The sequence below is a fragment of the Vibrio chagasii genome (assembly GCF_024347355.1).
Taxonomy (GTDB): Bacteria; Pseudomonadota; Gammaproteobacteria; order Enterobacterales; family Vibrionaceae; genus Vibrio; species Vibrio chagasii.
The window spans coordinates 2,577,406-2,603,910 of the sequence record NZ_AP025465.1; the positions used below are offsets into that span (position 1 = coordinate 2,577,406).

General features: G+C 43.6%; 26 protein-coding genes and 1 pseudogene. 12 read left to right on the forward strand and 15 right to left on the reverse strand.

Features of this window, described 5'->3' with window-relative positions; genetic code table 11:
* Nucleotides 1-97: 97 nt before the first annotated feature.
* From OCV52_RS11745 to OCV52_RS11760, 4 genes are all read right to left on the reverse strand, one after another.
* The gene (locus OCV52_RS11745; RefSeq protein WP_008222983.1) at nt 98-1,231 is read right to left on the reverse strand and encodes a flagellin; all 1,134 of its coding nucleotides are present in this window, start codon (nt 1,229-1,231) and stop codon (nt 98-100) included.
* A 297-nt stretch (nt 1,232-1,528) separates the two neighbouring features.
* Nucleotides 1,529-2,662, reverse strand: a complete 1,134-nt coding sequence (locus OCV52_RS11750) for a flagellin (RefSeq protein WP_102423686.1) — start codon at nt 2,660-2,662, stop codon at nt 1,529-1,531.
* A gap of 121 nt (nt 2,663-2,783) precedes the next feature.
* Nucleotides 2,784-3,707 carry a Dyp-type peroxidase gene (locus OCV52_RS11755; protein WP_137409002.1) on the reverse strand — a complete coding sequence of 308 codons (924 nt, stop codon included), beginning with the start codon at nt 3,705-3,707 and terminating at the stop codon, nt 2,784-2,786.
* A gap of 65 nt (nt 3,708-3,772) precedes the next feature.
* Nucleotides 3,773-4,234 carry a DUF2919 domain-containing protein gene (locus OCV52_RS11760; RefSeq protein WP_137409001.1) on the reverse strand — a complete coding sequence of 154 codons (462 nt, stop codon included), beginning with the start codon at nt 4,232-4,234 and terminating at the stop codon, nt 3,773-3,775.
* A 109-nt stretch (nt 4,235-4,343) separates the two neighbouring features.
* Between OCV52_RS11760 and OCV52_RS11765 the strand changes: the two genes are divergently transcribed.
* A complete protein-coding gene (locus OCV52_RS11765; RefSeq protein WP_137409000.1) occupies nt 4,344-4,688 on the forward strand; it encodes a DUF2956 domain-containing protein in 345 nt (114 codons plus the stop codon).
* 12 nt (nt 4,689-4,700) lie between these two features.
* Complete coding sequence (locus OCV52_RS11770) at nt 4,701-5,033, forward strand: DUF4156 domain-containing protein (protein ID WP_137408999.1); 333 nt, start codon at nt 4,701-4,703, stop codon at nt 5,031-5,033.
* A gap of 51 nt (nt 5,034-5,084) precedes the next feature.
* Here OCV52_RS11770 and OCV52_RS11775 read toward each other — a convergent pair whose 3' ends face one another.
* Nucleotides 5,085-5,372 (reverse strand): winged helix-turn-helix domain-containing protein, encoded by a 288-nt coding sequence (locus OCV52_RS11775; protein ID WP_004741665.1) that lies wholly within the window; start codon nt 5,370-5,372, stop codon nt 5,085-5,087.
* Between the two features lie 205 nt (nt 5,373-5,577).
* On the opposite strand from OCV52_RS11775, the gene OCV52_RS11780 reads away from it, so the two are divergent.
* The 4 genes from OCV52_RS11780 to OCV52_RS11795 all read left to right on the forward strand — a co-directional run bounded on the left by OCV52_RS11780 (nt 5,578) and on the right by OCV52_RS11795 (nt 8,124).
* Nucleotides 5,578-5,925 carry an ArsC family reductase gene (locus OCV52_RS11780; protein WP_137408998.1) on the forward strand — a complete coding sequence of 116 codons (348 nt, stop codon included), beginning with the start codon at nt 5,578-5,580 and terminating at the stop codon, nt 5,923-5,925.
* A 128-nt stretch (nt 5,926-6,053) separates the two neighbouring features.
* Nucleotides 6,054-7,190 carry a succinyl-diaminopimelate desuccinylase gene (gene dapE / locus OCV52_RS11785; protein WP_137408997.1) on the forward strand — a complete coding sequence of 379 codons (1,137 nt, stop codon included), beginning with the start codon at nt 6,054-6,056 and terminating at the stop codon, nt 7,188-7,190.
* A gap of 44 nt (nt 7,191-7,234) precedes the next feature.
* On the forward strand, nt 7,235-7,909 hold the full coding sequence (locus OCV52_RS11790; protein ID WP_137408996.1) for a M15 family metallopeptidase: 675 nt from the start codon (nt 7,235-7,237) through the stop codon (nt 7,907-7,909).
* Between the two features lie 8 nt (nt 7,910-7,917).
* Nucleotides 7,918-8,124: a DUF2897 family protein gene (locus OCV52_RS11795; protein ID WP_137408995.1), complete on the forward strand. Its 207-nt coding sequence runs from the start codon at nt 7,918-7,920 to the stop codon at nt 8,122-8,124.
* 125 nt (nt 8,125-8,249) lie between these two features.
* Here the strand turns inward: OCV52_RS11795 and bamC are convergent, their stop codons facing one another.
* Nucleotides 8,250-9,296, reverse strand: coding sequence for an outer membrane protein assembly factor BamC (gene bamC, locus OCV52_RS11800; protein WP_137408994.1), 1,047 nt, complete (start codon nt 9,294-9,296; stop codon nt 8,250-8,252).
* A 49-nt stretch (nt 9,297-9,345) separates the two neighbouring features.
* The gene (gene dapA / locus OCV52_RS11805) at nt 9,346-10,224 is read right to left on the reverse strand and encodes a 4-hydroxy-tetrahydrodipicolinate synthase (RefSeq protein WP_004741658.1); all 879 of its coding nucleotides are present in this window, start codon (nt 10,222-10,224) and stop codon (nt 9,346-9,348) included.
* Nucleotides 10,225-10,598: 374 nt separating this feature from the next.
* Here dapA and OCV52_RS11810 point away from each other — a divergent pair, with 374 nt between their 5' ends.
* Both OCV52_RS11810 and bcp read left to right on the forward strand, forming a co-directional pair.
* The gene (locus OCV52_RS11810; RefSeq protein WP_004741657.1) at nt 10,599-11,141 is read left to right on the forward strand and encodes a glycine cleavage system protein R; all 543 of its coding nucleotides are present in this window, start codon (nt 10,599-10,601) and stop codon (nt 11,139-11,141) included.
* Nucleotides 11,142-11,153: 12 nt separating this feature from the next.
* The gene (gene bcp / locus OCV52_RS11815; protein ID WP_061034333.1) at nt 11,154-11,624 is read left to right on the forward strand and encodes a thioredoxin-dependent thiol peroxidase; all 471 of its coding nucleotides are present in this window, start codon (nt 11,154-11,156) and stop codon (nt 11,622-11,624) included.
* 91 nt (nt 11,625-11,715) lie between these two features.
* Here the strand turns inward: bcp and OCV52_RS11820 are convergent.
* The 6 genes and pseudogenes from OCV52_RS11820 to OCV52_RS11845 form a co-directional block, all read right to left on the reverse strand.
* Nucleotides 11,716-11,859, reverse strand: a pseudogene (locus tag OCV52_RS11820) (AI-2E family transporter); the annotation flags it as partial.
* Between the two features lie 6 nt (nt 11,860-11,865).
* A complete protein-coding gene (locus OCV52_RS11825) occupies nt 11,866-12,705 on the reverse strand; it encodes an REP-associated tyrosine transposase (RefSeq protein ID WP_137408993.1) in 840 nt (279 codons plus the stop codon).
* A 33-nt stretch (nt 12,706-12,738) separates the two neighbouring features.
* Complete coding sequence (locus OCV52_RS11830) at nt 12,739-13,299, reverse strand: REP-associated tyrosine transposase (protein ID WP_240700710.1); 561 nt, start codon at nt 13,297-13,299, stop codon at nt 12,739-12,741.
* A 463-nt stretch (nt 13,300-13,762) separates the two neighbouring features.
* Nucleotides 13,763-20,818, reverse strand: coding sequence for an RHS repeat-associated core domain-containing protein (locus tag OCV52_RS11835; protein WP_240700709.1), 7,056 nt, complete (start codon nt 20,816-20,818; stop codon nt 13,763-13,765).
* A 66-nt stretch (nt 20,819-20,884) separates the two neighbouring features.
* Complete coding sequence (locus tag OCV52_RS11840) at nt 20,885-21,259, reverse strand: hypothetical protein (protein ID WP_137408992.1); 375 nt, start codon at nt 21,257-21,259, stop codon at nt 20,885-20,887.
* Nucleotides 21,260-21,325: 66 nt separating this feature from the next.
* A complete protein-coding gene (locus tag OCV52_RS11845) occupies nt 21,326-21,631 on the reverse strand; it encodes a hypothetical protein (protein ID WP_137408991.1) in 306 nt (101 codons plus the stop codon).
* Between the two features lie 453 nt (nt 21,632-22,084).
* Here OCV52_RS11845 and OCV52_RS11850 point away from each other — a divergent pair, with 453 nt between their 5' ends.
* On the forward strand, nt 22,085-22,432 hold the full coding sequence (locus OCV52_RS11850) for a hypothetical protein (RefSeq protein ID WP_137408990.1): 348 nt from the start codon (nt 22,085-22,087) through the stop codon (nt 22,430-22,432).
* Between the two features lie 223 nt (nt 22,433-22,655).
* Here the strand turns inward: OCV52_RS11850 and OCV52_RS11855 are convergent, their stop codons facing one another.
* Nucleotides 22,656-23,564 carry an IS5 family transposase gene (locus OCV52_RS11855; protein WP_150897877.1) on the reverse strand — a complete coding sequence of 303 codons (909 nt, stop codon included), beginning with the start codon at nt 23,562-23,564 and terminating at the stop codon, nt 22,656-22,658.
* A 182-nt stretch (nt 23,565-23,746) separates the two neighbouring features.
* Here OCV52_RS11855 and OCV52_RS11860 point away from each other — a divergent pair, with 182 nt between their 5' ends.
* The gene (locus tag OCV52_RS11860) at nt 23,747-24,061 is read left to right on the forward strand and encodes a hypothetical protein (RefSeq protein WP_137407878.1); all 315 of its coding nucleotides are present in this window, start codon (nt 23,747-23,749) and stop codon (nt 24,059-24,061) included.
* A gap of 307 nt (nt 24,062-24,368) precedes the next feature.
* On the opposite strand, the gene OCV52_RS11865 is transcribed toward OCV52_RS11860, so the two are convergent.
* A complete protein-coding gene (locus OCV52_RS11865; RefSeq protein WP_137407879.1) occupies nt 24,369-24,698 on the reverse strand; it encodes a hypothetical protein in 330 nt (109 codons plus the stop codon).
* Nucleotides 24,699-25,555: 857 nt separating this feature from the next.
* Here OCV52_RS11865 and OCV52_RS11870 point away from each other — a divergent pair.
* Together OCV52_RS11870 and OCV52_RS11875 are read left to right on the forward strand one after the other, a co-directional pair.
* Nucleotides 25,556-25,909: a hypothetical protein gene (locus OCV52_RS11870; protein WP_137407880.1), complete on the forward strand. Its 354-nt coding sequence runs from the start codon at nt 25,556-25,558 to the stop codon at nt 25,907-25,909.
* A gap of 195 nt (nt 25,910-26,104) precedes the next feature.
* Entirely contained in the window at nt 26,105-26,425 is a 321-nt protein-coding gene (locus OCV52_RS11875; RefSeq protein WP_137407881.1) for a hypothetical protein, read from the forward strand.
* The last annotated feature ends 80 nt before the right edge of the window (nt 26,426-26,505 follow it).

Sequence of the window (26,505 nt, forward strand, 5' to 3'; positions counted from 1 at the left end):
TTTATCATCTGCCCTATTCGGTGTAGATAATACGTGATTTGCATAAACAAAAAGCCAGGGGGGAGCCTGGCTTTTGTATCGCGTCGTATTAGGTTAATTAACCTAGTAGGCTAAGTGCCGAGTTCGGCGCTTGCTTCGCTTGAGCAAGAATCGAGCTTGAAGCTTGAGAAAGGATCTGAGACTTAGTCATCTGAGTCGTTTCTTTCGCGAAGTCGGTATCTTTAATACGGCTCTTAGATGCGTTAACGTTCTCGTTAATGTTGTCTAAGTTGCTGATTGCGTGGTCGAAACGGTTTTGGAAAGCACCCAACTCTGCACGGTGGCTATCTACGTACTTAAGTGCCGCATCGATGATTGCTACAGACTCTTGAGCACCGCCAACAGACGTTACGTCGATAGTATCAACCGTCACTTCTTTAGAAGCTTGAATGCCTAGCTCACCAGCAAGACCACCAGAGAAAGACACATCGCCGCTTACTTTATTGTTGCCCGCGAACATTTGTAGCTTGCCGTCTTCAGTTACAGACGCTTTAACAGAATCTTGCTGACCGTTGATGTATGTCGCTAGCTCTTCGATGTCGTCACCGGCTTTTGCGCTGATGTCGATTTCTTGAGCTTGACCAAAGTTATCTGTGAACGATAGTTTTAGGTCGTTTGAACCCGCTTGTACGTTCCAGTCTTTGTCTTTAGCGTTCTCAGTTTGGTAGCTCTTACCACCCATCTGAGCGTTATCAGAGCGCATATCTTTCAGGTTCAGCATTACCGCTTCGCCGTTATCTGCACCGATTTGGAATGATTGTGTACCGTAAGTACCGTTAAGTAGCTTGTTACCACCAAAAGACGTCGTTTCCGCGATACGGTTTAGCTCGTCGTTCAGTGCTGTTACTTCTTCTTGAATCGCTACGCGCTCTGCTTTTGAGTTTGAGCCGTTTGAAGATTGTAGAGAAAGATCACGCATACGTTGCAGGATGTTAGTTGTCTCGTTCATTGCACCTTCAGCAGTTTGTGCAATAGAGATACCGTCGTTCGCGTTACGAACAGCAACGTCTAGGCCGCGGCTTTGAACGTTCAAACGGTTAGAGATTTGTAGGCCCGCAGCGTCATCTTTTGCGCTGTTGATTTTAGAGCCAGAAGCTAAACGCTCCATTGATGTTTGTTGTGCGCTGTTTGCGTTGTTTAGGTAACGTTGCGCAGTCATCGCTGAAACGTTGGTATTTACATTCACTGCCATGGTGATTTCTCCAATTGATTTTCCGGTATTGCGGTTTCCGACGTCTCGGAAAACCAAGTAGTTCTCTCAAAGTTACTTTTAATAACGGCGTAATTGGCGAAACCTTTAGGAAAAAAACCATAAAATTAAAGAAATAGCGATAAAGGAGAAGAAAGCGTGACTGGTAATAAATTTATCAAAAAAAAGATAAGAAAAACGCTAAAGTTGTCGAGAAGTCCGTCGAGCGAGGTTTTGTGTTTTTATTAACCAAAGAAGCCAAATAAACTGAAATGGTGTTATGAGATTTAAAGTAATTGATTAACCTAACAAGGTTAAGGCAAGGTTAGGTGCTTGCTTCGCTTGAGCCAGAATAGTGGTGCTAACTTGCTGCAGAATTTGCTGCTTTAGCATCTGAGTCGTTTCCTTGGCGTAATCGGTATCTTTGATTCGACTGTTTGAGGTCGCCAAGTTTTCATGAACATTTTCAAGGTTGTTAATGGCGTGGTCGAAGCGGTTTTGCATTGCGCCTAATTCAGAGCGATGGCTATCCACGTACTTCATCGCGGTATCTAAAATAGAAACAGCACGCTGCGCACCACCCACATCCGTCACATTGATGTCATTCACCGACTCATAGTAACCCGCCGACATCGACAGTTCACTCGCGAGTGAACCAGAGAAAGAGATAGTGCCAGAGGTATCTTCACCAGACATGTAGATTTGAAGCTGCCCATCATCATTAACCGAAGCTGAGACCAGATCCGTTTGACCATTTATGTAGGTCGCCAACTCTTCAATGTCATCGCCGACTTTCGCATTAATGATGATCTCTTGAGGCTGGCCAAAACGATCGGTAAACGACATCGTCATATCATTCTGATTTGATTTCACTGCCCACGAGTCATTGGCCATGCCATTAGCGACATAACTAAAACCACCCATGTTGATGTCATCGGTACGCATACTTTTGAGGCCGATTTGTACCGCCTCGCCAGAGCTACCACCAATCTGAAATGACGTACTACCAAAGTTACCATTGAGAAGTTTTTTGCCACCAAAAGAAGTGGTCTCTGCAATACGATTCAGCTCATCGTTTAAGGCGGTAATCTCTTCTTGAATCGCCGTTCTTTCGGACTGGCTATTTGAACCGTTGCTTGCTTGTAGAGACAAGTCGCGCATGCGCTGCATGATATTGGTGGTTTCATTCATCGCACCTTCAGCGGTTTGCATGATAGATATACCATCATTCGCATTACGCACAGCGACATCAATACCACTCATCTGCGCTTCCAAGCGGTTGGAGATTTGTAGGCCAGCAGCGTCGTCTTTAGCGCTGTTAATACGACTCCCTGAAGCCAAGCGCTCCAAAGATTGGTTCAGCATGTTATTGGCATTAGAGAGGTTTCTCTGGGCCACCAGCGCTGAGACATTGGTATTAACAGTTATAGCCATAGACCTTCGCTTACAAAAAGAGGAATAAAACTCACGATTGCTCTCATATCGACCAATTCATATAAAGCTTTAATAAAAAAGGAGCCCTGAGGCTCCCTTTGTTTATTCTTTTTGAGACGACTTACTTAATCGTTAATGCACTCAACATCTCAGTTGAAGGAGCAAAGTAATACGCGCCAGTCACCGCTTTAGTAAAGCGAAGCAGTTGGTCTGTTTTACCATCAGTTACGCCGTACATGCTCTCTAGCATCGCGTCGAAGTTATGGCGCACGTTACAGTAAGCAATAAACAGTAGGCCGTGATCACCCGTTGCTGTGCCGTAAGGTAAGCTGTGACGAACGATCTTAAGGCCTTTGCCTTCTTCTTTAATATCTACACGACCAACGTGAGACGCTGCTGGAACATCATCGAGCTCGATTGAATCAGGCTTAGTACGACCAACCACTTTTTCCTGCGCCGATACATTCAATCGGTTCCAAGCTGGAAGGTTATGAACAAAGCGCTGCACCATCACGTAGCTACCACCCGCAAATTCACCTTCAGGAACAATCGCGACTTCAGCGCGTTGTGCGTCTTTCGGGTTTTCAGTACCATCAACGAAGTCCGTCATGTCACGAGAGTCTAGGAAGCGGTAACCGTAAGTTTCATCAACCACTTCAACGTCTGCTGCTACTTCAGATAGCAATTTACGTAAGATGAAGAAGTGCAGATCGTGTCGGTTTGAATGGCAGTGAATCAACACATCTGCTGGCGTGCTAGGTGCTGTAACATCACCTTCACCAAGCGCAGGGAAATCAATTAGATCAGAGGGAGCTGCCTGCTCGAACTTATCCCAAAACGCTTTAGAGAATGCAACCGAAGCCGTTAGGTTTGCATCTAGCTGAGTCTGATTCAGCTCTTCGATTAGCGCTGGAATCTTTTGAATTTCAGCTAGTACATTAGCAGTGTTAGCATTCACTTTAAGTTGAACGTAAAGAGCGAAAGGCCCAGCTTCAGGCAAAATAGCACTTTGAACGTTAGGCTGCTCATTTGAGACATTAAGCATAGATTATTCCTTCCAGTTTTAGCTTCTAAGTATAATGGTGAATGGGACAAATGTTTTGATGAGAATCAGTCTTCGTGCTCAACCACTTTAAAGCAATCCCGTGCTGTATGGCTATTGGTTAGATAAAGCGCAAACCACAGCAGCAACAATAGGGTGAGACCATTTGACCAACGGAACCAACCGTTATCCAAATAGATTAAATAAATTGTATGGGAACCCTGCCCCACAATAGCAGCCATGGTGGCCCAACGCCCCCAAGACACCACTTTATTGAGGCGCTTTCTATCTGGAGATCTTAGCCCAAATAACCACATCAGTATCAAGCTAGGGACACTCAAAGCGATCCCTACATAAAACATATGATGATCTGGGTAGATGATCTCGAGAATATCAGTTCCCGATTCTCTACTTGCACCTGCAACGATGAAAACGACGAGAGCTTTCGCAAGAAACAGCCAACCTAACCATAATAAGATGGGTGCTTTTAAGAAGCCGTGCTTGTCGTATTGTTCTATGGAGTACCGCACAAATCTCACTTTCACTTGTTTTCAAACCAACACTTTAACGCAAATCATTCATACTTAACTAGGTTTGCGTTATCTTATTAGCTAATCCGTTTTAATTATCGAACTCAGCATGAAAAAGAAAACTAATACACCCTCTGTTGAATCACAACAAGAAGCACTGAAGATAGCCAAAGCGACTCAAAAGCCAGCCCAAACCAAAGAACAAACCAAATTAATTGCCCAAGGTATTGAGAAAGGCATCGCGCTTTACAAGAAGCAGCAAAAGGAACGCAACCGTCAAGCTGATAAAGCCAAAAAACGTGTACAAAAAGAGAAGCAAACTCAACAAGCGGCGATAGAACAAGAGCGCAATGCAACATCGAGTGTTGAAGCGACATCAAATCACTCAAGTAAGTTACCGTGGATACTATTGTTCGCGAGCTGGGTAGGTTTTGCGATTTATTTGATGCAATAACAGGATAGACGTATGAAAAAGGAATGGATGGCATTAGCCGTGAGCGGCATGTTGTTGGGGTGTACCACACCGACTTCAGTACCTCACAATGAAGCCAACAGTGTGAGAATGGATTTTCACGGCATGACTGATATTGAACAGTGTGAGTACAAAGGGGAAGTCACTGGTAGCGAAGGCCATTGGTACAGCTACCTCTTCTACCCGAATGACACCTTGATTCAGGGTGCGATGAACGAACTCAAAACCAATACCATTGAGCTTGGTGCAAACACAGTCATCTTTACCTTACCTCAAGATTTTGCCACTTCGGTTACCATGCTTGGTACCGCTTATCTTTGCGAGTAGCCAACAGCTCTACTTAGCAGCATACAAAAAAGAAAGCCAGCTTTCGCTGGCTTATGCACTAAATCCAAGACTTGTTGCTATATCGCCTTTACGTTCTAGAACCCACTGACTGTCAAATGGTCCCCAATCGGATAACTGGTAATAACCATCATTATGACGTCGCCCATCTTGAACAAACATAAGTTCGATACCGATCCCCGGTAACGCCTTGAGTACATCTTGAATAGTACGACGAGGCCAACCCGTTTTTTCGATGAGTTTAGGCACATTTGGCCTATCAAGGCTTTCAACTAACAATGCTAAATATAGCCGCCTTGCAAAAACAGGACTCAACTCCATTGACACCTCCTATATATGTGCAACTCAATTATTTCTTTTTTCGCTGACAACATGTTGAGGCTGATCAATAAGTCTCCAATAGTGACATTTTCTTACTGTTTTTTTTCGCTCAATGAAATATTCCTCACTCTATTTTGTCTGAATTGCCGCTTCCTGATAGGATTCAACTCATAACAATGAAAGAAAATCACCCAGAGGAACAATAATGACTATCACAATGTTTGGTATCCCAAATTGCGACACGATTAAAAAAGCAAAGAAATGGCTCGAAGCTGAAGGTATCGAGTTCGAATTTCACGATTATCGCAAACAAGGCATCACTGAAGAGTTAGTAACAAACTTCTGTTCAGAGCTTGGCTGGGAGCTTGTACTAAACAAACGTGGCACGACTTATCGTCAGCTTTCTCAAGAGCAAAAAGACACGTTAACAGAGCAAACGGCAATCACTCTGCTTGTTGAACAGCCAGCGATGATCAAGCGCCCTATTTTTAAAGTCGATGGCAAACTTCACATTGGCTTTAAAGCTGACCAATACGCGGCTATTTTTGCGTAATCAGTCACTTTTATAATCAATAACTTGCGCAATAAGCAATATTAGAACAGATAACAAGGCGTTGAACGTGCTCTGTTCAACGCCTGAAATTAATGACTCGACGTTTTATTTAAACAAGGAATTCAAGGATGACAGATAGCCCAACTTTGGCTCTGGCAAAAGACCTCATTAGCCGTCAATCGGTAACCCCTGAAGACGCAGGCTGCCAAGAGCTGATGATTAATCGATTAAAATCACTCGGATTTGAAATCGAAGTGATGGTATTTGAAGATACGACGAACTTCTGGGCTCGTCGTGGTACCGAAGCACCTCTATTTGCTTTCGCAGGTCACACCGACGTGGTTCCAGCTGGCCCAATCGAACAATGGAACACCAAACCATTTGAACCAACGATCGTTGATGGCTACTTACACGGCCGTGGTGCGGCAGACATGAAAGGTTCTCTGGCTTCAATGATTGTTGCCGTAGAGCAATTTATTGAAAAGTACCCAGACCACTCTGGTTCAATCGGCTTCCTTATCACCTCTGATGAAGAAGGCCCTTTCATCAACGGTACAGTACGTGTTGTTGAAGCTCTGATGGCACGTGGTGAGAACATTGACATGTGTATTGTTGGTGAGCCATCAAGCACTGAGTTTGTGGGCGATGTGGTAAAGAACGGCCGTCGCGGCTCTATCACAGGCGATCTAACCATTAAAGGTACACAAGGTCATGTTGCCTACCCTCACCTAGCAAATAACCCGGTACACAGCTCTCTGCTGGCAATTCACGAGCTAGCGACGACTGAATGGGACCAAGGTAATGACTACTTCCCACCAACCAGTTTCCAGATCCCGAATGTGAGTGCAGGTACTGGCGCGTCTAACGTGATTCCAGGTGAGTTTAATGTTCAGTTTAACCTGCGTTTTAGTACTGAATTAAGCAATGACGTTATCGTTGAGCGCGTGACAACAACGCTCGATAAATACGATTTCGAATACGATCTTAAGTGGACCTTCAACGGCGACCCGTTCCTAACAGACGCAGGCTCACTGCTTGATGCGATTGTTGATGCTGTTGGTCACGTCAATGATGTGAAACCAGCGCTGCTGACAACTGGCGGTACATCTGATGGTCGCTTCATTGCACGTATGGGCGGACAGGTGGTTGAACTTGGCCCAGTAAACGCGACCATTCACAAGGTTAACGAATGCGTGAAAGTGGCGGATTTAGAGAAGCTAACTGACATGTACGAAAGAACGTTGGTGAACTTGTTCGCTAAATAGATCTTTCCTAGCGAAGTATCACTTCCAAACATTAGAGACGCGTTATGACACCAGAGCAGCTTACCGGACAATCAGATTCTCATCTGGCACCGACACTAATTGGTACTAAGACCTTCTTGGTACACAGTGACGTTATCGATGACCTAAACAGTTTGATTGAGGCTGCTCAGCTTGCTGGCTTTAAAATGGAGATCGCCAGTGGCTTTCGAGACTATGAAAGGCAATCTCTGATTTGGAATCGCAAGTTTTCTGGTGAAGCCCCAATCTTGGATTCAGATAGCCAACCACTTGATGCTTCAACACTGACTGAACATCAAAAGCTGTCGGCGATTCTGAGATGGTCTGCGCTTCCTGGAGCGAGTCGCCACCATTGGGGTTGTGACTTCGATGTCTTTGCTCGTAATCACCTCCCTGAAGACACACAGCTACAACTAGAGCCATGGGAATACCTTACCGGCCACCAGCAAGCGTTTTATCAATGGCTCTCTGCGAATGCTGCACAATTTGGGTTCTTTTTCCCGTATAGCCAAGACCTTGGCGGTGTGGCGATAGAACCTTGGCATATTAGCCATCGTAGCGTTTCGGAGCTGTGTTTATCACAGTTATCCCCGACTTTACTTGGCAAGCAACTCAAATCTAAGCCAATATTAGGGTATGAGATTATTATGGAGCAGCTAGATAAGATCTATGCGCGCTTCGTAGCGAACATTAGCCATTAGGAGCGCTTATGTTAGAGTGGCTTACAAACCCTTGGGTTATCATCATCATCGTGGTTAGCGTTGTGGTAGGTAACATCGCAGCTCTAAAACAGACCGCTAATATGGATCTCGGAAAAACAAGCCGTAGCAAACGAGAGAGCGACTTGGACAAGCTCAATAGTCTAGATAAGCAAAACCAAGAGAAAGCTCAGTCGAAAGAGACCAAAGGTAACTAATCTTACGGTCAAACGAACACAAAAAAAGAGGACACAATGTGTCCTCTTTTTATTTGTTTACACTGAAACATTGGCTGAACTAAAAGGGCCTATTTTCCGAGGCCCTTTAACCTATCAAGGTTTGCTTACTCAGCTTCCGCCGCTTTATCATCTTTGGTTTGGTCTGCAACGTGTGCTAGAACGGGAACCAGTGACTTAAGTAGCTCTTCTTCTACTGGCTTACCTGATGCATCCGTCACGTTAATTGACGTACGGTTACCAAGATCACCGAATAGGAAGTTGTATATACCTGGTGCTAAATCAACAGGTTGCAAGCCAACTTCTTCCCAGAACTCATCATCTGGCGCTGCGTACTTAGCTTTAACCGTACCCTGAGATTGGTTACGTTCTTCAAGCTCAAAGCCCATCGCCGGCAACAAGCTCGGCAGACGCTGCCAGAATACGTTGTATGGCGTACGAGCAATAATCACAGGGAAACCACTGCGGTCAGAGCCCATCGAGATAGGAATGCGCTTCACCAACTCTTGTGCTTTCAGAGCCGCTTCAGCACGAAGGTTTTCATCGTACTTAGCCATCACTAAATTGGTTAGGAAAGCGTTGTAACGCTCTTTGTTGGTTGCCGTAACTGGTTTCTCTTTGTTGCCTTCACGCCAATCGATAAGGTTAATCTTGAAGCCATGACGGTTATTCGCTTGGAAACGAGAGATAGAGTAGCGGCTGCCGATCTCTACGTCTTCGTCTTCAGAAACCCAAGTAACCCAATCGGTCTCAATCTCGTTCTCAGACTGTTCACGAATACCAATACCACGTTGAGCCAACATGTCGACAGCCGTTTGCCATACACGGTCTGCTTCTTCTGCACGAAGCAACCATAACGTTACTTCACCGTTTTGACGCTCAGCACGAGCACCAGGGATCAACTCAAGAACCTGTTGTGGTGGACGAATATCCACGGCAGGGCCGACACCACCAGTGAAGTCACCGCTCGGGATGTCAAAATTGGGGTAGAACTGAGGCTGAGCATCTTCAGGCAACTGCCATTGTGAAAACTCAGGTGTTTCTAAGTATTCGAAATCATCTTTGGCTTGACGACGTTGAGTCGGGCTGCCAGAACATGCTGTAAGAACGAAAACAGCCAGTGACCCAATCACTAGCTGGTGAGAATACTTCATTTATACTCCTAAATGCCGGAGGTTCGCTTCGGCATCACTTCATACGTTTTTAGTAAATACACGCTTCAGTCATTGCTTGAGCAACAACAGGTTGAGCTGGTTCCGACAGTTCAGTCAGAGGTAAGCGTAAGCCACCTTCAGCAATCAGACCCATTTTATGAACCGCCCATTTTACGGGAATAGGGTTAGACTCAACGAACAAATTCTTATGTAGAGGCATCAAGCGCTCATTGATCGCTTCTGCTTCTTCAAACTTACCTTCTTTCGCAAGTTTGAACATAGTAGCCATATCCGCCGCTGCAACGTTATTCGTTACAGAAATCACACCATCGCCACCACGCTTAACAAATTCTAGGCCTGTTAAGTCATCACCACTTAGTAAGATAAAATCTTCGCCACAAAGTTCACGGTGAATTGCAATTCTGTCGAGATCACCCGTCGCATCTTTAAGTGCAACGATGTTTTCGATTTCAGAAAGGCGAGCAACTGTCTCTGGTAATAGGTCTACAGCAGTACGACCCGGTACATTGTATAGAATTTGAGGAACGTCACTTACTTCAGCAATCGCTTTGTAGTGTTGGTACAAACCTTCTTGAGTCGGTTTGTTGTAGTAAGGCGTTACGCTCAGGCAACCCGCAATACCAGAACCGTTCAATAAACGACTGAATAGCACTGACTCGTGCGTAGCATTAGCGCCTGTACCTGCGATAACTGGGATACGACCATCAGCAAACTCAACGATCTTATTGACGACTTTGACATGCTCTTCAATTGTAAGTGTTGAAGACTCACCTGTTGTGCCAACCGCAACCAGACCATCACTACCTGCAGCAACATGGTGCTCAACTAACTTTTTAAGGCTGTCGAAATCCACTTCGCCATCTGCGTTAAATGGCGTAACTAGCGCAACGATACTTCCTGAAAACATGTCTATCTCCCTTAATTTATTCTTTTTGCATGTTACTGTAAGCCAATCAATAAACACAAGACATTAAAGTGGCTTAGCGGCAACATCGGTATGAAATATTGTCGTATGTTTGAGGTAAAACGGCTTATGACGCCGTTCAGCCTATAATTTGGATAACCTTAGCTCAATCTAACGGATAGGAACCCCGTCGATGTCAGTATCAGGTAAGCTGTGCAGCCACTCGACAAACTTGCGTTTCCGCGTTTTAGATATTCTTATCATTTGTTGCCAGTTAGACGCAAGATGAGTCATAAAAAGCCCCGCTCGCACGCTTATTCCTCCTGCTAACTGTGCTAACATGCATGAATCAATGGAATATATAGAGACGTGATTTTATGACTCAACATCTAGTAATCACAGCTGTGGGCACAGATCGCCCAGGTGTTTGTAACCAAGTGGTCCACTTGGTCACCCAATCAGGCTGTAACATTATTGATAGCCGTATCGCCCTGTTTGGCGAAGAATTTACGCTTATCATGCTACTGTCTGGTAAAGCAAACAACATCACCCGTGTTGAAACCACCCTGCCCTTGCTTGGCCAAGAGCATGACTTGATTACGATTATGAAGCGCACCTCTCCGCACGATGTGGTAGAGAACTCCTACACGCTAGAAGTGTTCGTTGAGTCAGATGACAAACTCGGCCTGACCGAGCAGTTCACACAGTTCTTTGCAGACCGAGACATCGGCCTCGACTCGCTGAGCGCACAAACGATCAATAAATCTAAGGTCCAGCTCGATAACGACCAATTCCATATCTCTATTACCGCTTCTGTGCAGTCAGAATGTAATTTGATGCAGCTACAAGAAGAATTCAACTCGCTGTGTCAGAGCCTATCAGTCCAAGGCTCGCTCAACTTTATTAAAAACAGTCTTTAAAAAGGAAATATCATGAATACGCTAACGGCTGGTGTTCCAGCACCTGCTTTTTCTCTTCCAGATCAAGATGGCAATATCGTATCTCTTGGTGACTTCAAAGGTAAAAAAGTACTTTTCTACTTCTACCCAAAAGCAATGACTCCGGGTTGTATCGTTCAAGCAGAAGGTCTGCGTGACATCAAAGCTGAGCTAGATGCACTGAACGTGGTTGTTCTGGGTGTTAGCATCGACCCAGTGAAACGCCTGCCTAACTTCATTGAGAAGAAATCTCTAAACTTCACACTACTATCTGACGAAGACCACAGTGTTGCTGAGCAATTTGGTGTTTGGGGCGAGAAGAAGTTCATGGGCAAAGTTTACGATGGCCTGCACCGCATTAGCTTCCTCATCGATGAAGAAGGTCAGATTGAACACGTCTTCAATAAATTCAAGACAAAGACTCACCACGAAGTGGTTCTAGAGTACTTCAACCAAGAAGCTTAATGTCTGTTGGGGTGAGCTAGACTCACTACCAACTGAGACAAATTAAAAAGGCGACTATCATCGATAGTCGCCTTTTTTGTCACTTATTTCGTTACTGATGGTGTACAGGGTCATCATCTAGCGCATGGCTCGGCAAGGCATTCCAAACCGCCTTCACTAAGGTTGCCAGTGGAATTGCGAAAAACACGCCCCAGAATCCCCAAAGCCCACCAAACACTAACACCGCCACCATCACTTAGGGTCAGGTCTTGCTTTTTGCCACGATCCTACTGATTCTCGAGTAGTGTAACCCAAAGAAATCACCTAGTTGCTTTTGGGTGTAACCACCACTAGCGAACGCGCTTGTTATTGCTTCATCTCGCGTACTCGCATTGATAGCATACTGTTGCAACGAAAGCGGCTTAGGACGACGCTGTTTAGCAGGGATTTCTGCAATATCGCCCTCTTCCACGTTTGAACTTTCCATATGGCTGTAGATGAAATCTTCACTACCCAAGAATACTTGTTGTTTTAGGTTGTTCCATAAAGGTTTGCCTATGCCTGAAAGTACAAAGTCATGATACTTTTGGCTCGCTATTGTTCGTTGGCTATCGAACAATAGCAGTGTTTGATTCACTGCCAACCACTCTGGAGCTTCGTCTTCACCCATGATGGCGTGCCAGCTGCTCCACTGATACTCTGCTGGACTGTCAACCATATGAGCGCGAATAGGGTTCAAGAGGATATACCGCCCTACTTCCAACAAGTATGACTCTTTATCAACCAAAATAGCTTTGTACCGACCTTGATATAAATGGCCAACTCGGCGATGTTTACGATTGAATCTTTGAGTATAAACACCATTTAACTGTCGCATGCCTTTACTCAAGTTTCCATCTGGAGTTTCTAACAACAAGTGGTAATGATTGGTCATCAAGCAGTAGCTATGAACGACCCAATTAAACCGTTCACACACTTTCGACAATACTTCCAAAAACAGGTCAAAGTCTTGCTCTTCTAAATATATGGGTTGCCTAGCGTTACCCCGAGAGGTCACATGATACAGCGCTCCCGCGAACTCTATCCGTAAAGGTCTACTCATTGCTTTCCCTACAAAAAATGGCCTAACTAAAAGCTAGACCATTTCCTTAAAATAGCAAAAGGCAAGACCTGACCCTATTTGTTCCACTATTGTTCGTTGGCTATCGAACAATAGCAGTGTTTGATTCACTGCCAACCACTCTGGAGCTTCGTCTTCACCCATGATGGCGTGCCAGCTGCTCCACTGATACTCTGCTGGACTATCAACCATATGGGCGCGAATAGGGTTCAAGAGGATATACCGCCCTACTTCCAACAAGTATGACTCTTTATCAACCAAAATAGCTTTGTACCGACCTTGATATAAATGACCAACTCGGCGATGTTTACGATTGAATCTTTGAGTATAAACACCATTTAACTGTCGCATTCCTTTACTCAAGTTGCCATCTGGAGTTTCTAACAACAAGTGGTAATGATTGGTCATCAAGCAGTAGCTATGAACTACCCAATTAAACCGTTCACACACTTTCGCCAATACTTCCAAAAACAGGTCAAAGTCTTGCTCTTCTAAATATATGGGTTGCCGAGCGTTACCCCGAGAGGTCACATGATACAGCGCTCCCGCGAACTCTATCCGTAAAGGTCTACTCATTGCTTTCCCTACAAAAAATGGCCTAACTAAAAGCTAGACCATTTCCTTAAAATAGCAAAAGGCAAGACCTGACCCTATTTGTTGACCCCTTTAATCTTACTTGTTAACTAAATAATTTCAGATGACACATAGAATATTATTGTGGGCACAACCGCCGTACATAAAATATACAGCCAGCCTATACTCTTTCTTGTTTTCCTTTTCACCCAAGATTTCTTGCATTTAACTATAATCAAATATGTCAGAAAAAATAAGGAAGTCATGTAAAACTCTAAATATTGAAAGAGGAATCCCACATAAAACCTAGCCCAATGAAAAGCCTCCCCAAAAAAATAAGAAAGCGCTACTATATATATAGTAATTGATGCAGAAAGGAATGCTGTAATCCTCCACTCAATATCAACAAGACCTCTATCTTGCATAATATCCTTTAGGGAATAATATATTAATGAGAAAAAACTGTTCAATCTTCGCCCCTCAATTCACCAAATGAACTTCTCCGAATTGCATTAAATGAGCTTCTCCGGATTGCACTTATCAAATTATAATCAAAATAAATATCTAATGCAGCATAAGTAAGTGAAACACTCAAACCAATTGGGCCAGTGAAAAATGGAACCATTGTAAACGTTATATCTAAGAATATATCTGCATATTTATCGAAGACTTCGGTGCTGCTTAGCGACTGTGCTACATCATCATCTGTAGTTGACATTCCTTTAATACTTAAAGCAACAGACCCAAACGCAGATAACTGCCCTAGTCTTGTTGCAATACGCATAGTTTTAGTTAGCTTGTTCGACAACTGACCAGAATAATTTTTGTCGAAAATATTTCCTAATCGGTCCCCTCGCCCAGTTTTACTATGTATCCTTTCCTCAGTGATTCCAGCAATGGCACCGATACCAAACACTGACGTTGATGGGAAGTTCTCAATATGTAAATCACTTACTGTTTCTTCTGACGTTATATTGTCGGGACGAGCATTTCCGTGATCATTCCCACCGCCATTTCCATGATCACTCCCTCCACCTAAGCCGCTGCCATTACTAGTTCCGCCTCCGAAGTTGTTATTCGGTCGGTCACTCTCTTCTGAATCACATGGTTTTGTTTCTACAGAATCTTCATCCCTATCAATAACTCCATCACCGTTACCATCTCCAGGCTCAACACACATAAACCCCTTAGGATCAACATATCTCGTAGGCTGATTCCACACATAAGTGTATCTGTTAAAACTAATAGTGGTATATGGCGCCTGTATTATCGGATCTGGGCTAATAAATCGACCCAATTCCTGATCGTAAACCCGGCCATTCATGTGCACTAAGCCCACTTCCACAATCTCTTCGTGGCCGGTGTAACCGCGGTTGGTGATCGCTTGTTGCACGACATCCAACGGGCCATCTTCACGCCATGCGACTTTACGCTGCTTACCCCACGTGTCATAACTGCGGCGCTCGACCACTATACCGTAGCCATCGGTGATCATATCGACCGAGTTGAGGGCATCATAGTGAAGGTAGCGTGTTTGCTTATCTTTCAGCGCTTGCTTGCCATCATCCGTTTGAGTATTTAGCGCGATTAACTTGCCATCAGCATAGATAAAGTGCTTGTGCTGCACGATGCCTGTTGCTGTATCGGTAACGCGCTCATAACTCTTACCGAAGTAGAAAGTTTCAACGCCGTCACTGTTCTTTTTCAGATAGCGGTTGTGGTTGGCATCGTAGAAAAACTCCACCGTTTTCCCGTTCCGCGTGATCTTGGTCGGCTTATTGAAATCGGACCACTCCAATTCCCGCTCCGAACCTTTCGCCCCTGCCGCCCAAGCACGCAGCATGTTGCCGTTTGCATCATACTGGTAATTAAGACCATTGGCTTTGGTCACCGCGTGTGGGCCAGCGTGTTGGTTACTGTATTCGTAGTCACCAACACCGGTCTTAAACTCTAGGTTGCCAAGCTTGTCATATTGATAGCTAAATGGGCCTGTTAAGTCCGGATTATTCAAGCCATGTTGCGCTTTGTTCGCTAATGCAATTCTGTTTTTGGTGACGCGATCGAGACCATCGTATTCCCACGTGTCGGTGATGCCCAGCTTTTCGTCATAGCGATACGTCACGTTGTTGTGATTATCATAACGGTAATGAATCAAACGCACGTTACGCCCTTTACGGGTGCTCCCTGACAAACGGGGATCAAACAACTGGCTCGCTTTGTGCGTCGCAATGTAGTTCGGCCTGCCCGTTCGCGCATCGTGGCTATACGTGTTGACTAGCCCATTCCCTAACGTTTCCGACAAGGTGTGATCATACGCATCCGTTTCACGGCGCTGCCAATAATAAATGTAAGCCGGGTTCCCTATCGATTCCGCCAATTGAGATTGAGTCAAGATCAAGTTGAGGTGATCCACTTGGCTCGACTGCTGCGTGTTCTTACAGCTACGGCGTTGATTCGCGGCTAAGTGATTCCCACCTAACTGATTGGCGAACTCGCAATACAAACCACTCAATTCAGCGACTTTTTCAGACAACGAGATCAGTTGGCTTGCCAAGTCGGTGTAGAACTTGTAACGCGACCCCGCGATACTGGCTGCCTGAGAGAGGTCATCTGCGGCAAACAATAACTCGTTGGTGGTGGCACTATCGGCCTTTGCAATGTACAGGTCTTTGTTACTCATGAGATCTTTCTGACCATTACTGTCGTAGTCGGTCAAAATGAAATCATGCGCAGGCTTAAGTGTTTGCGATGCAAACTCAGCCTGTGACACTCGGTGCACGCTGGCGTTATAGTTTCGAGTACCTTTCTTTGAGCTTTTCGCCAGTGAGGTCGATAAGCGATAGATGGCGCCCTCTAACGTAATGTCTAGCGGGATAGCCACATCATCATGCAACAGTACCCAAGTTGCTGGACGCAAATAACATTCACCTTGTGCGTTACACCATTGTTTATAACGGTATCCATTGCCGAGCAACGCCTGTGAGGAGCGATCCAGGTTATGAACATTCACCGTTTTGCGATTGTACTCTGCGGCTTTGTTCGCAAAGAAATGTTCTTGAGTTGAATAACGCTCTGCTTTATTCAAGTACACTTGCGCTTGTGCTATCGCTTCTTTCAACAACTGCTTGATGTCTGCTCGGAAGCTCGCACTGGTGAACGCTTTATCAGCGTAGGTTTTCGGGCTGCGCACCGCCGAGACATAACCATGCGGGTTGTACACGTACTCAACCGCTAGCTTGTCTTCGCTGTTTTTCTTGTTTAGCTGTTTGGCTGCGCCCGCTAACGTAGTGTCGACGCCATTCGGACGAACTTCACGCGCCACTCTTTCAAAATTGTCGTAGAAATAGTGTGTGCTGAACTTTTCTTTGTTGACTTTAACGGCCACCTCTTCGGTTAAACCCGCAGCGTTGTAATAGTAGTTGGTCTCGCTGCCATTACCCGCAAAGCCAGACAAGGTGCCAAGCGCACCGCGCTCATCGTAACGCCAAGTCGATACCTTCCCGTTTTCCGTTTGCTTCGTTTTTCGGCCCAAGCGGTCGTATTGAATGGTAGTGAGCGTACCTTTTGCATCGCGCTTTTCAATCAGCTCACCGGCCGTATTATAAATGTAAGACCACTTGCCCATATCTGGATCATCTAGGTAGCTTCGGTGACCCAAATTGTCATAACGCACCTGAGTACGATTGCCAGCGGAATCGGTGCTCGCTCTGAGCTTACCATCGGGGTAATACTGATAGGTTTGATACGCGCCATGTGGCTCGTCTTTGCGCAGAATATGGCCCATCACATTGGTGAGCGTACTGTGCTCATAACCACGCGCATCAGTAACACTGGTTTTGTACCCTTGATAGCTGGTGACAAACTTTGCGATGCCGCCATTACTTGCAGGCTCGCGCTTTGTGATTTCGCGATTCAGATCGTCATAAATAAACGTCACCACTGGTGCTACCGTTTTACTACCCACAAACTGCGGGCGAGTCACGCTGACTTTACGCCCATTACGGTCCCAACGCGTATCCACGACAACCAGCTGGCCGCTAAAACCAGTGTGCAGTTTACGTACTTCTCGACCAGCATAGTCGAAGAAGGTGGTGACCTGCCCTCCAGAGGCCGGTTTCGTTGTTATACAGCTGACAGTCGTTGAAGTGGTATGCTCGCCACATTGTGCGCCAAGTCGGTATTTCGTATTGTTAACATTGCCCAAGCCTGGCAAGCTTTCACTGGTCACACGACCAAAAGCATCATACCCAAAGCTGCTGGTGCGGCCTTTCAATGCACTGACCGCTTTTTTCAACAAGCCTTGCTCATTAAACTGAGTCGAAGAACGATGCCCTAATGCATTCGCTGTCGAAGTAACGTATAACCCTTGAGGGTCATATTGAGTCGTTGACGTGCGAGCAGCCAAGTCCGTTCCCTCAACGCTTTGTTCAATGACATTCCCCCACTGATCATAACGGTAACGATTGGTGATGGATTTGCCACCCGTTTCAATATCCGCCGTGGATTCATAATCTGAGCTGGTTGTGGTTGTTGAACCTAGGAAACCACGGCCCGTGTAATGAAACACATTGTTAGTGGTTCGCTTTAGGCGAGTCGTATTGTCTGTCAGCGTTGAGGTCGAAGAGGCCACGGCGCCGACTTTCCAAAAATTGTCGCCTGCATCATGAATAAATTGACCATGATTCAGGTTTGACGAGGTGAGTTCGAGGTTGCCATCGCCATCAAAATCCTTGGTGCTGACGTATCCACATGCCTTGGGCTTAGCGGCATTAAAGGTGGCTGCCGACACTTTCGATAGCTCCCCAGAATAAACCTTTAAACCACTTGAACCTTTTTTAACTTCGCCAGAAACTCGGTATTTAAAATAAGCATTATAACGCTGCAGAACTAATGGGATATCAATTTCACCGTGGATAAGCACCACGTTGTCATTCGCTTTAAAATACACATCCCCGTTGGCAGCGCAGTAGCGCCCTAACCCTGCTTTGAAAGAGCTAAACAGAGCCTTGATGTTGTTGACATTGCTCACCTTCGTAACATCGTACACATAATCGTTGGTCACGCCGTTTGAAAGGTAGTCAAGCTTGCGGCTGCTCGTAAAGGACCCAGCGCCTTTGACATCACTGGAAATCACAGAGGTTTCATTCACAACATTACCAAATCCATCGAGCGTACGATTGATGGCTTCCTGTCGCTGGATCACGCTGCTCTTCAAGTCGTACGTTTTTTTCACCACTTGATTGGCATAAACTTGGTAATACTTCGCCCCATAGCCTTGCTTAGTTAACTTTTTGTAATTGTAAGATGCCTCTGACACTTTTTTGTCATTTTTGAATACAGAAACCCGTTTAAGCTTGCCGACCTTTGCCAGATCCAACTGCTCAAATACGCTTTCTGTTCTGGTCGTTACATCGGCAGACTCTGTTTCGATAACTTTTTCAAACCCAAGGAAACCACCACCGTTGAGGTGCGTTTTAGCACCTGTATACTGATAGCTGTAGCTCGTTGGGTCATAGCCTTTCGGTGTTTTGGTTACTTTCGCCACTAAGTAACCCCTTGGCGTCACTACTTTAAATGGGTAGCTGCTAATGCCTGAAGGCGTATACACCGTCTTGTCTACTGACTTCCCATAGAACACCCGATAGTCAATACCGACTTCAGAAAAATGGTATATTTTGTCAATATTTCTTGGTGATGAGTAAAGGACATCTACTTTCGCGTCATCACTAATACGCGAAAAGATATCAACCCAACCATCGCCATTGATATCTTGAACGGAGTGTATTTTCGCATTATTCCCAGTACCCCGATATTTATCGATAGAAAACTGGTTATCTCGATTGTTTTTGTAGAAATATTGACCGTAGCCTAATTCTGGGTAGCCATCATTGTTTAGATCAGCAAAAAAGACACGATCTTCATGTGAAACTTGATGAGAGTTAATAGCAGATGGTGAGATAAATGATTTACCATTAAACAAATGGATGTAAAGCTTCCCCTCAGAGGTCGGTGACCCCATCACAGCATCAAGATAACCATCATTATTTATATCGGTAAACGCTTTTAAGACACGCCCACCGGCAGACGGAAGAGTTTGCCAATTCGAACCTGTTAGTCGATAACGGTAGCCGCCATTAGGGATATCAAAGTTGTGTAAATCAGCGACTCCATCGCCGTTAATGTCTGTTGTTGAGTATCCTTCTTGATAAGTTTCAACGCCATCACCATCAAAGTCGCCATAGTTGACACCATTAGAATTGTATTCACACGAACCATTAGAACAACTACTGAACCGACAATAGCCAGCCAATTGTCCGTTACCTTTATGGTATGAAGCTGCGGCACTAACCTTACACTGATTCAATTTAATCGAAGGCGATATCACACTACCGATCAAACCGAATGATTTAACATTGTTATGAGTTACTGAGTCCAGCCCCTTAATGGACATCGTGTTATCCGCGTTACGCTTGATCACTCCATAAGCCGTTTTGTGGCCATCGCCATTGGTGTCGAGGTAGCTTGGGCTATTGAAACCTGTGTTCTGAGGCGTGGGTCTACGATAACCACTTATTCCTCCTCCTCCATTCCAATTAAAATGAAGGGCCGATGAACATTGACCGCCAGCGCAATAATCAACTTGAGCAAGCAGGCTTCGAGATGTTGAATTAGACACCTTGTAGGATAGATTATAGCGGCCGATTTTGTTTCCACTGCTATCAAAGGTTTCTATCTGCTTCAAACGATCGGTTCGATTCAGTAATTGGCCACCTAGATATTTTGCAGTACGGTCTGGGCGCGCCTCATAACCTAACTTAACCTTACCGCCCACATAAGTGATGGTCGATAATTTGTGTTTGCCCGCTCTGTTATCTTCTGCATAAACAAAATTGATATGGTTGGCTTTGCTTGCATCGGTGATTTTACTCAGTGCCCACTTATAAACCTCAGGACGTGTTGGCAACTCAACACGAGAGCTGGCCGTGGTACCATACTGATACATAGACCCATCTTTACGCCACACTTTAAAACTCGCCGGCCCGTTGCCCGCTCGGCCAAAAGATACAATTTTGTCATAGCCATTATGCTCGACACGGTACTCCGTTAAGTTTTCTCCATCTTTACCCGTTATAGCGATAAGTCGCTTGCCATCCAAACAGTAGCGATCGTCACTATTAAATCGAACGCCTCCCCATTTGCCATCTTTGTTAAGGTTTTTTCCACAACGATAAACCGATGAAAGGCCCCCCAAGCTCCAACCCATACCTAACATGCCATTAGGTGAGTCACTGCGGTATTCAAGGCTTAATTCGGGTTGGTGGCCAGCACGCCCCGGAGATACGGATATAGGTAGCGTATAAGTCGCCTGACCACCCGAGACTGAAAAGTCACCAGAGAGCTCGATGCTTTTTCCTGCATCTGCGGTTAATGAGAGTGCTGGAGCAGGAAAAAATGCCGAGAGTATTGATACCGAGAGTAGCGCAACAAGTTGCTTCGATGACATGGGTTGGGTTTTAGCCACGATGGTTTATCCTAACGTTGGTAAAAATGCTACCCCGTTAAACTGGAGCAACGCACTATATTCTAATTATTTTGGGGTTGTGATTGATTGAAGCGTTTCTAGTCGCAACTTCAAACTCTTCAATTCTGGAGACTGTGGGTACGCCTCCTCAATATTGCTTTGTGAAAATTCAGAAAGCTCACCGCTCAATAAGGGGAGGTCATTCCTCTCAGCTTCTCTTAAGCCATGCGCTATCGTCTGCTGAAGCTGAATAACAGGAGTTGGAAACCCCGAGTCGGCACTCAAGATTAAAGGTTCAGGCTCATCTACAATATTTGATGAAGGCTCACTCATTGTATTTGAGGTAAATAACGACAGCGGCTTTAAGAGGATTAAAAAGAAACCGACTAACAATACAAATAACAACAGCCCCAGTTTTAGGGTTTTAGATAGGCTAAACACCCTACCTCCTTGTTTAATTATTTCTGTAGTTCTCTCTGGATAATGAAAAACTCACCCATGACCTACTCACTCGACTATGTGTATATATTGCCCTTTACACTCAGTATCATTGTCGTTCATGTGAAATCGAATCCTTTTCCCACTGGCTAATGCTGCCATTAATGTTGAATATACAATCTTATTATTCTCTTCCGTCTTCGCCCACTTCAGCCAAGTTCCTTTGGGGCATGTCGCATTACCACTATCCAACACAAACGTAATAGCACCGGGTAAATAAGTCGGCTCTAAAGTAGTTACTTTTCCAAGAAAACTTTCCAAAGCAGCAGCGTTCGCGCTTGCTAGTAACATAGAAATAATTAGCATCTTTCTCATGACAGGGCCCTTAATTCATAAAAAAATAAAACGTTTTAAGATCAAAAAACTCATAACGATAAAAAACAGGACGCATAAGATACACAAAAAACGAACAAATTCACATACATTTTGTAAATTTGTCATGAAAATGAAAGTGTTTTGCAAAATCGAACAGAGCGAGTAAGATACGCCCCAGGGTCAACAAGTTGCATTTAACACTGTCTTACAGTGAGGCTACTTCCTATCCCATGCGTACTACTAAATATCTATTAGTGAAACTAGAATGCGATGCACAGAACATCAATAGGATTACACTGGACGCATATTTGTACAGATATGATTGTAGTAATTCGATGTTACTTAATGTCACATTAATAGTTGCTGATTTATACTAATAACACATAGCTATTAGAAGTCAGAAACCTGTTTAAAGTACATTGATAATTAACAACAATAAGCATGAGTATTAATATGAAAAAACTAATCTTCTTTTTTACGTATTTAATTGCGACAACAACTTTTGCGCAGGATGTAATAAGAGACAACCTAACAATCAGTAAATGGCACCCTTCTTCATCAGCAAGGCTACATGCTCCAGAATACAATGGTCTCACTCGTGTCTACTTTACAGAAAAAGGACCTTGGGGTTCTACTTCATGTAGGAATGATGCAGCTGATATTCGTAGTGAAGATACACATATATTATCTGCAATGTTGGCTGCGTTTATGGCAAATAAAACTGTTAGTATTGAGGTAAACAGCGATCTTCCGGTTGTGAATAATGTCTGCAAAATGACCGCAGCGTTTATAAACAATTGATAAATAAACAAAATCAAGCAAGTTCAGTTTTGGAGTAGTTAAAAACATGAGCAAGGGAATGATTACAAAGCTAGTCACTTACGGTGGCTATAGAGCTGTCGCTGGAAGAGATAATGCCGATATTTTGGTGTGAATTTTAACTACATTACAAACATTTTCAACACTACCTGGCGTTGTTGATCAAATCAGCTTGAAGGTCAACGACGCCATATGTGACTCACCGTTAGCTTCGAACAGGCATGCCTAGTCCTATGACTTTGTTTATAGCTTTGACATTCGCCATGATTTCACCCACTTGAGCGTTGTAACACCTCAAGCTCAATTTACCGCTGGTTAGTCCTTTATATCGAGACATTGCGGTCTCAGATATTGAGCGATAGTGATAACCAGACTCGGATTTCCACTCCGCTATTGTTCCGTTTTTCAGAGCCTCTACAGCTTCATTTCTGGGATGCCCATCTTCCCAAAACGCTGCATTCTTTCGAGGTGGTATCAACGGAGTACAACCTTTATTCTTCAGAGTATTGTGGCAACTTTTTGTGTCATATGCTCCATCGGCAGATACAGCATCGATCTTTCTACGTAAAGGGTTGAGTAACGTTGGCAGCACTTCGCTATCACCAACATTTACCAGGCTGACCTCGGCACTAATGGCTTCATGGGTATCTACATCAACGGCTAAGTGCAGCTTGCGCCATGTTCTACGTTTTTCGGCACCGTACTTCTTCACCTTCCACTCCCCCTCGCCAAAGACTTTGAGACCAGTCGAGTCAATGGCTATATGACGAATAGCCCCTTTAGATTTATTACGGTATTTCACCTGGACTGTCTTCGAGCGTTTACTGATACAGGTGTAGTCTGGGGACGTCAGTGGAACATCCAATAACTCAAAGATAGAGTCGATAAAACCTTGAAGAGCACGCAAGGGTAATGAGAATACTCCTTTAATCATCAAGGCAGTTTCAATCGCTGTATCAGAGTACTGAAAGCCTCTACCACGCTTACCATGATGGGTTTTGCATCGCCATGCATCTACGGCTGTATCATCTATCCAGAACGTAACCGAGCCCCGTTTGCACAAAGCCTTATTGTACTCCGCCCAGTTAGTTATCTTCTTTTTCGCCTTACCCATGTTGTCACCGCTCTAACCATCATAAAGGATCAGATCGCAGGACTCGAAAAAGGTTCAACTGATTTAGGCAACAACGCCGTGACAATAGGACAATATCTGCTGGCTTTCCTTCCACTCGAATTTCAGAAATGGATGACATCTGACCATCACGAACATCAAGAACAATTGTTTCTGCAGGCGCTTTGGATAATTTAGAGTTCAAAGGAAATGAGTTTAACAAAATGAGGGGTTTCCCTCTTGTATCCAGTCTTTTGAAGGCGTTTATTGAATATCCATTTTTATTAGCTTTAGCAATTTTAATAGTATATTTATCAGAAAGAGATAAAACCTCTGCTTTATCCGCACCTAGGTTGCTTGATGAAGTGGTAACACTTGCCAATAATGAAAAAGGAAAAAGCATCAATAGTAAACTCAAGCATCGAAAGCATCGTTTAAAGTGGGTTAATATTCTTTTACAGTGGGATATTTTCATTTTCTTTTTATTAATCTCAAAATAATGAATAGATATAGTAATCAGCTGGATAAATAACCATTTCGATTATTTACTTTCATAAACTTATGATTACTCTCTGTGTTCATGATATATTTCAAATTCTTAGATTTTGTATTACATAACAATCCGCCCATTAAATCCTAACGAAAACATCAATATTTTTATCATAGATAATCTGTAAGGGCGTCCTCAAAGTATCAAGCTTAACCACCATCTAGATAGAATATTATCGCCAAATAAGGTTAATAGTAGAAAGATTAGGATTCGATAACTCATCACTACATCTTCATTTAGTTAAATGAGTAATGTAGCTATAAATGAAACATACCTGTGATTGACTCGACGATATGTATATATTGCCCTTTATACTCAGTATCACTGTCGTTCATGTGAAATCGAATCCATTTTCCACTGGCTAATGCTGCCATTAATGTTGAATATACAATCTTATTATTCTCTTCCGTCTTCGCCCATTTCAGCCAAGTTCCTTTGGGGCATGTCGCATTACCACTATCCAACATAAACGTAATAGCACCGGGTAAATAAGTCGGCTCTAAAGTAGTTACTTTTCCAAGAAAACTTTCCAAAGCAGCAGCGTTCGCGCTTGCTAGTAGCATAAAAGTGATGAGCACCTTTTTCATAAAATCACCTTTGATACATACAGAAAACAAACACTGCAAGAGTAAAACACCCATTACGATAGAAAACAGGATGCGCATGATACACAAAAAAACGAACAAATTCACATACATTTTGTAAATTTGTCATGATAGTGAAAATATTTTGTAAATTCCCGAAAACTAAGTATGATGCGCAAAGAAATAACTAATTTTTACTTAATCATGGCTTATTCAAAAGTAAAGGTCGAGGAAGAACTAGCTTCACCATCGCCAGAAATTAAAATCCATAACATGCAGTGTTATACTTTAATCAGTCTAATTAAAAGTCAAAGCAAGACTGCTTTTAGGTTGCTTAGCCACTCAACAAAAAAATATCCCAAGGATAAAGCTACAATTCAAAAAATAATCAAACCCACAACTATAATTTTAAAAACATCTCATAGGAATGATGTAAATGTATAAATATCTCTTTTTCATTCTAATCTCTATATCAACTTCAGCTTTTTCTACTACCGAGGATAACCTAAAAATCAAAGAAGTCGGTGCTTGGACACAAGGCAATAGCATATTATATATAAGATTCAATAGACCTATAGGTCCATCTAAGTGTAATAGCGAGTTTACTAAAGTTTATCTTGGTCAAGATTTAGACACTGAAAATAAGTTAAAGTCTAAAAGTTTGATTAGATCTCTAGCTATTACAGCTCTCACAGCCAACTTAGATGTTAAAGTACAAGTGCTTGATTCCTGTCTACACAATAGTCCGACTATAGATCGACTATATATCAAGAGATAGTCACCTTAAATAAATATAAATATAAATATAAATAAACTTAGACATTGAACAAATAAGTACTGTGGAAATGGTAAAAATGGGAATGAAAACACTTTTAATTGGCTTAATTACAACAATGCTTAGCGTTTCAGCTTTTGGGGCAGTTCAAAGCACAAAAAAAGGGACCATTAGGAAGCTATTTGCTTACGATGACTATGGTGCTGTCGCTGGAAGAGATGGTGCCGATATTACGGTGTGGATGGAAACAGGTATCCCTGGTTGTAATGATGGAGTTTGGGTTTCTCCTTCAGCGTCTGGGTATAAAATGATGGGTTCCTTTCTATTAACAGCCTATACAACAAAGCAACAGGTTAGGTTTCAAGTATATACCGATAAAATCTGGAAAGGCTCCTCTAAGTCAAAGCTTTGTCAAGTTGATGCAATCAGATTCGAGTAACCCTATAAAGAGACACTATGGATCAGTAGGTGAATATTGGTGCGAATCTTAAATACATTACAAACATTTTCAACACGTACCTTATCCTCATAACTAACTTCTCTTTGGAGAAGCTTGCAGAGTCAGCTTTGAGATCAAAGCGATATAAGTTAGTTGCGTCACTTAACAAATTTCAACAATAACAAAAGAGCTTATATGAAAGTTATTTTTCTTCTCATCATCACTTTATTCTCGGTTCATAGCTATGCCACAACTCTTTCTGTGGATTCAGGTAAGGTAGAACGAATTTTCGCATCAACGGAAGGCAGTATAGCAGTCAGCATTAATGGTGGTTTTCCGCAAGCTAATGCTGATAAGCAATGTCCGGGTAACAATGGCTGGGCTGGCATAGTTGTATCAGATGGTGTTATAAAATCAACGATCATCGCGGCAAAAGCTTCCGGGCAAACACTGACCGTCATTACAAATGGCTGTGAAGGCGACTGGCTTAAGATCAAACATCTATATTTAAATTAGCTGCCGTTAACAAATTTTAGCGCCTCAAGGTTTAACTACTGTCTATTTTTGGTGGCTAATTTTGAGATAGTATAAGAAAA

Bases quoted from the DNA above. Each gene is read 5' to 3' on its own strand.
- dapE (WP_137408997.1), top strand. From the start codon at position 6,054: ATGACAGATAGCCCAACTTTGGCTCTGGCAAAAGACCTCATTAGCCGT.
- OCV52_RS11790 (WP_137408996.1), top strand. From the start codon at position 7,235: ATGACACCAGAGCAGCTTACCGGACAATCAGATTCTCATCTGGCACCG.
- OCV52_RS11745 (WP_008222983.1), bottom strand. From the start codon at position 1,231: ATGGCAGTGAATGTAAATACCAACGTTTCAGCGATGACTGCGCAACGT.
- OCV52_RS11875 (WP_137407881.1), top strand. From the start codon at position 26,105: ATGAAAGTTATTTTTCTTCTCATCATCACTTTATTCTCGGTTCATAGC.
- OCV52_RS11775 (WP_004741665.1), bottom strand. From the start codon at position 5,372: ATGGAGTTGAGTCCTGTTTTTGCAAGGCGGCTATATTTAGCATTGTTA.
- OCV52_RS11780 (WP_137408998.1), top strand. From the start codon at position 5,578: ATGACTATCACAATGTTTGGTATCCCAAATTGCGACACGATTAAAAAA.
- OCV52_RS11795 (WP_137408995.1), top strand. From the start codon at position 7,918: ATGTTAGAGTGGCTTACAAACCCTTGGGTTATCATCATCATCGTGGTT.
- OCV52_RS11770 (WP_137408999.1), top strand. From the start codon at position 4,701: ATGAAAAAGGAATGGATGGCATTAGCCGTGAGCGGCATGTTGTTGGGG.
- OCV52_RS11810 (WP_004741657.1), top strand. From the start codon at position 10,599: ATGACTCAACATCTAGTAATCACAGCTGTGGGCACAGATCGCCCAGGT.
- OCV52_RS11830 (WP_240700710.1), bottom strand. From the start codon at position 13,299: ATGAGTAGACCTTTACGGATAGAGTTCGCGGGAGCGCTGTATCATGTG.
- OCV52_RS11845 (WP_137408991.1), bottom strand. From the start codon at position 21,631: ATGAGAAAGATGCTAATTATTTCTATGTTACTAGCAAGCGCGAACGCT.
- OCV52_RS11825 (WP_137408993.1), bottom strand. From the start codon at position 12,705: ATGAGTAGACCTTTACGGATAGAGTTCGCGGGAGCGCTGTATCATGTG.
- OCV52_RS11755 (WP_137409002.1), bottom strand. From the start codon at position 3,707: ATGCTTAATGTCTCAAATGAGCAGCCTAACGTTCAAAGTGCTATTTTG.
- OCV52_RS11855 (WP_150897877.1), bottom strand. From the start codon at position 23,564: ATGGGTAAGGCGAAAAAGAAGATAACTAACTGGGCGGAGTACAATAAG.
- dapA (WP_004741658.1), bottom strand. From the start codon at position 10,224: ATGTTTTCAGGAAGTATCGTTGCGCTAGTTACGCCATTTAACGCAGAT.
- bcp (WP_061034333.1), top strand. From the start codon at position 11,154: ATGAATACGCTAACGGCTGGTGTTCCAGCACCTGCTTTTTCTCTTCCA.
- OCV52_RS11750 (WP_102423686.1), bottom strand. From the start codon at position 2,662: ATGGCTATAACTGTTAATACCAATGTCTCAGCGCTGGTGGCCCAGAGA.
- OCV52_RS11765 (WP_137409000.1), top strand. From the start codon at position 4,344: ATGAAAAAGAAAACTAATACACCCTCTGTTGAATCACAACAAGAAGCA.
- OCV52_RS11850 (WP_137408990.1), top strand. From the start codon at position 22,085: ATGAAAAAACTAATCTTCTTTTTTACGTATTTAATTGCGACAACAACT.
- OCV52_RS11865 (WP_137407879.1), bottom strand. From the start codon at position 24,698: ATGAAAAAGGTGCTCATCACTTTTATGCTACTAGCAAGCGCGAACGCT.
- OCV52_RS11870 (WP_137407880.1), top strand. From the start codon at position 25,556: ATGAAAACACTTTTAATTGGCTTAATTACAACAATGCTTAGCGTTTCA.
- bamC (WP_137408994.1), bottom strand. From the start codon at position 9,296: ATGAAGTATTCTCACCAGCTAGTGATTGGGTCACTGGCTGTTTTCGTT.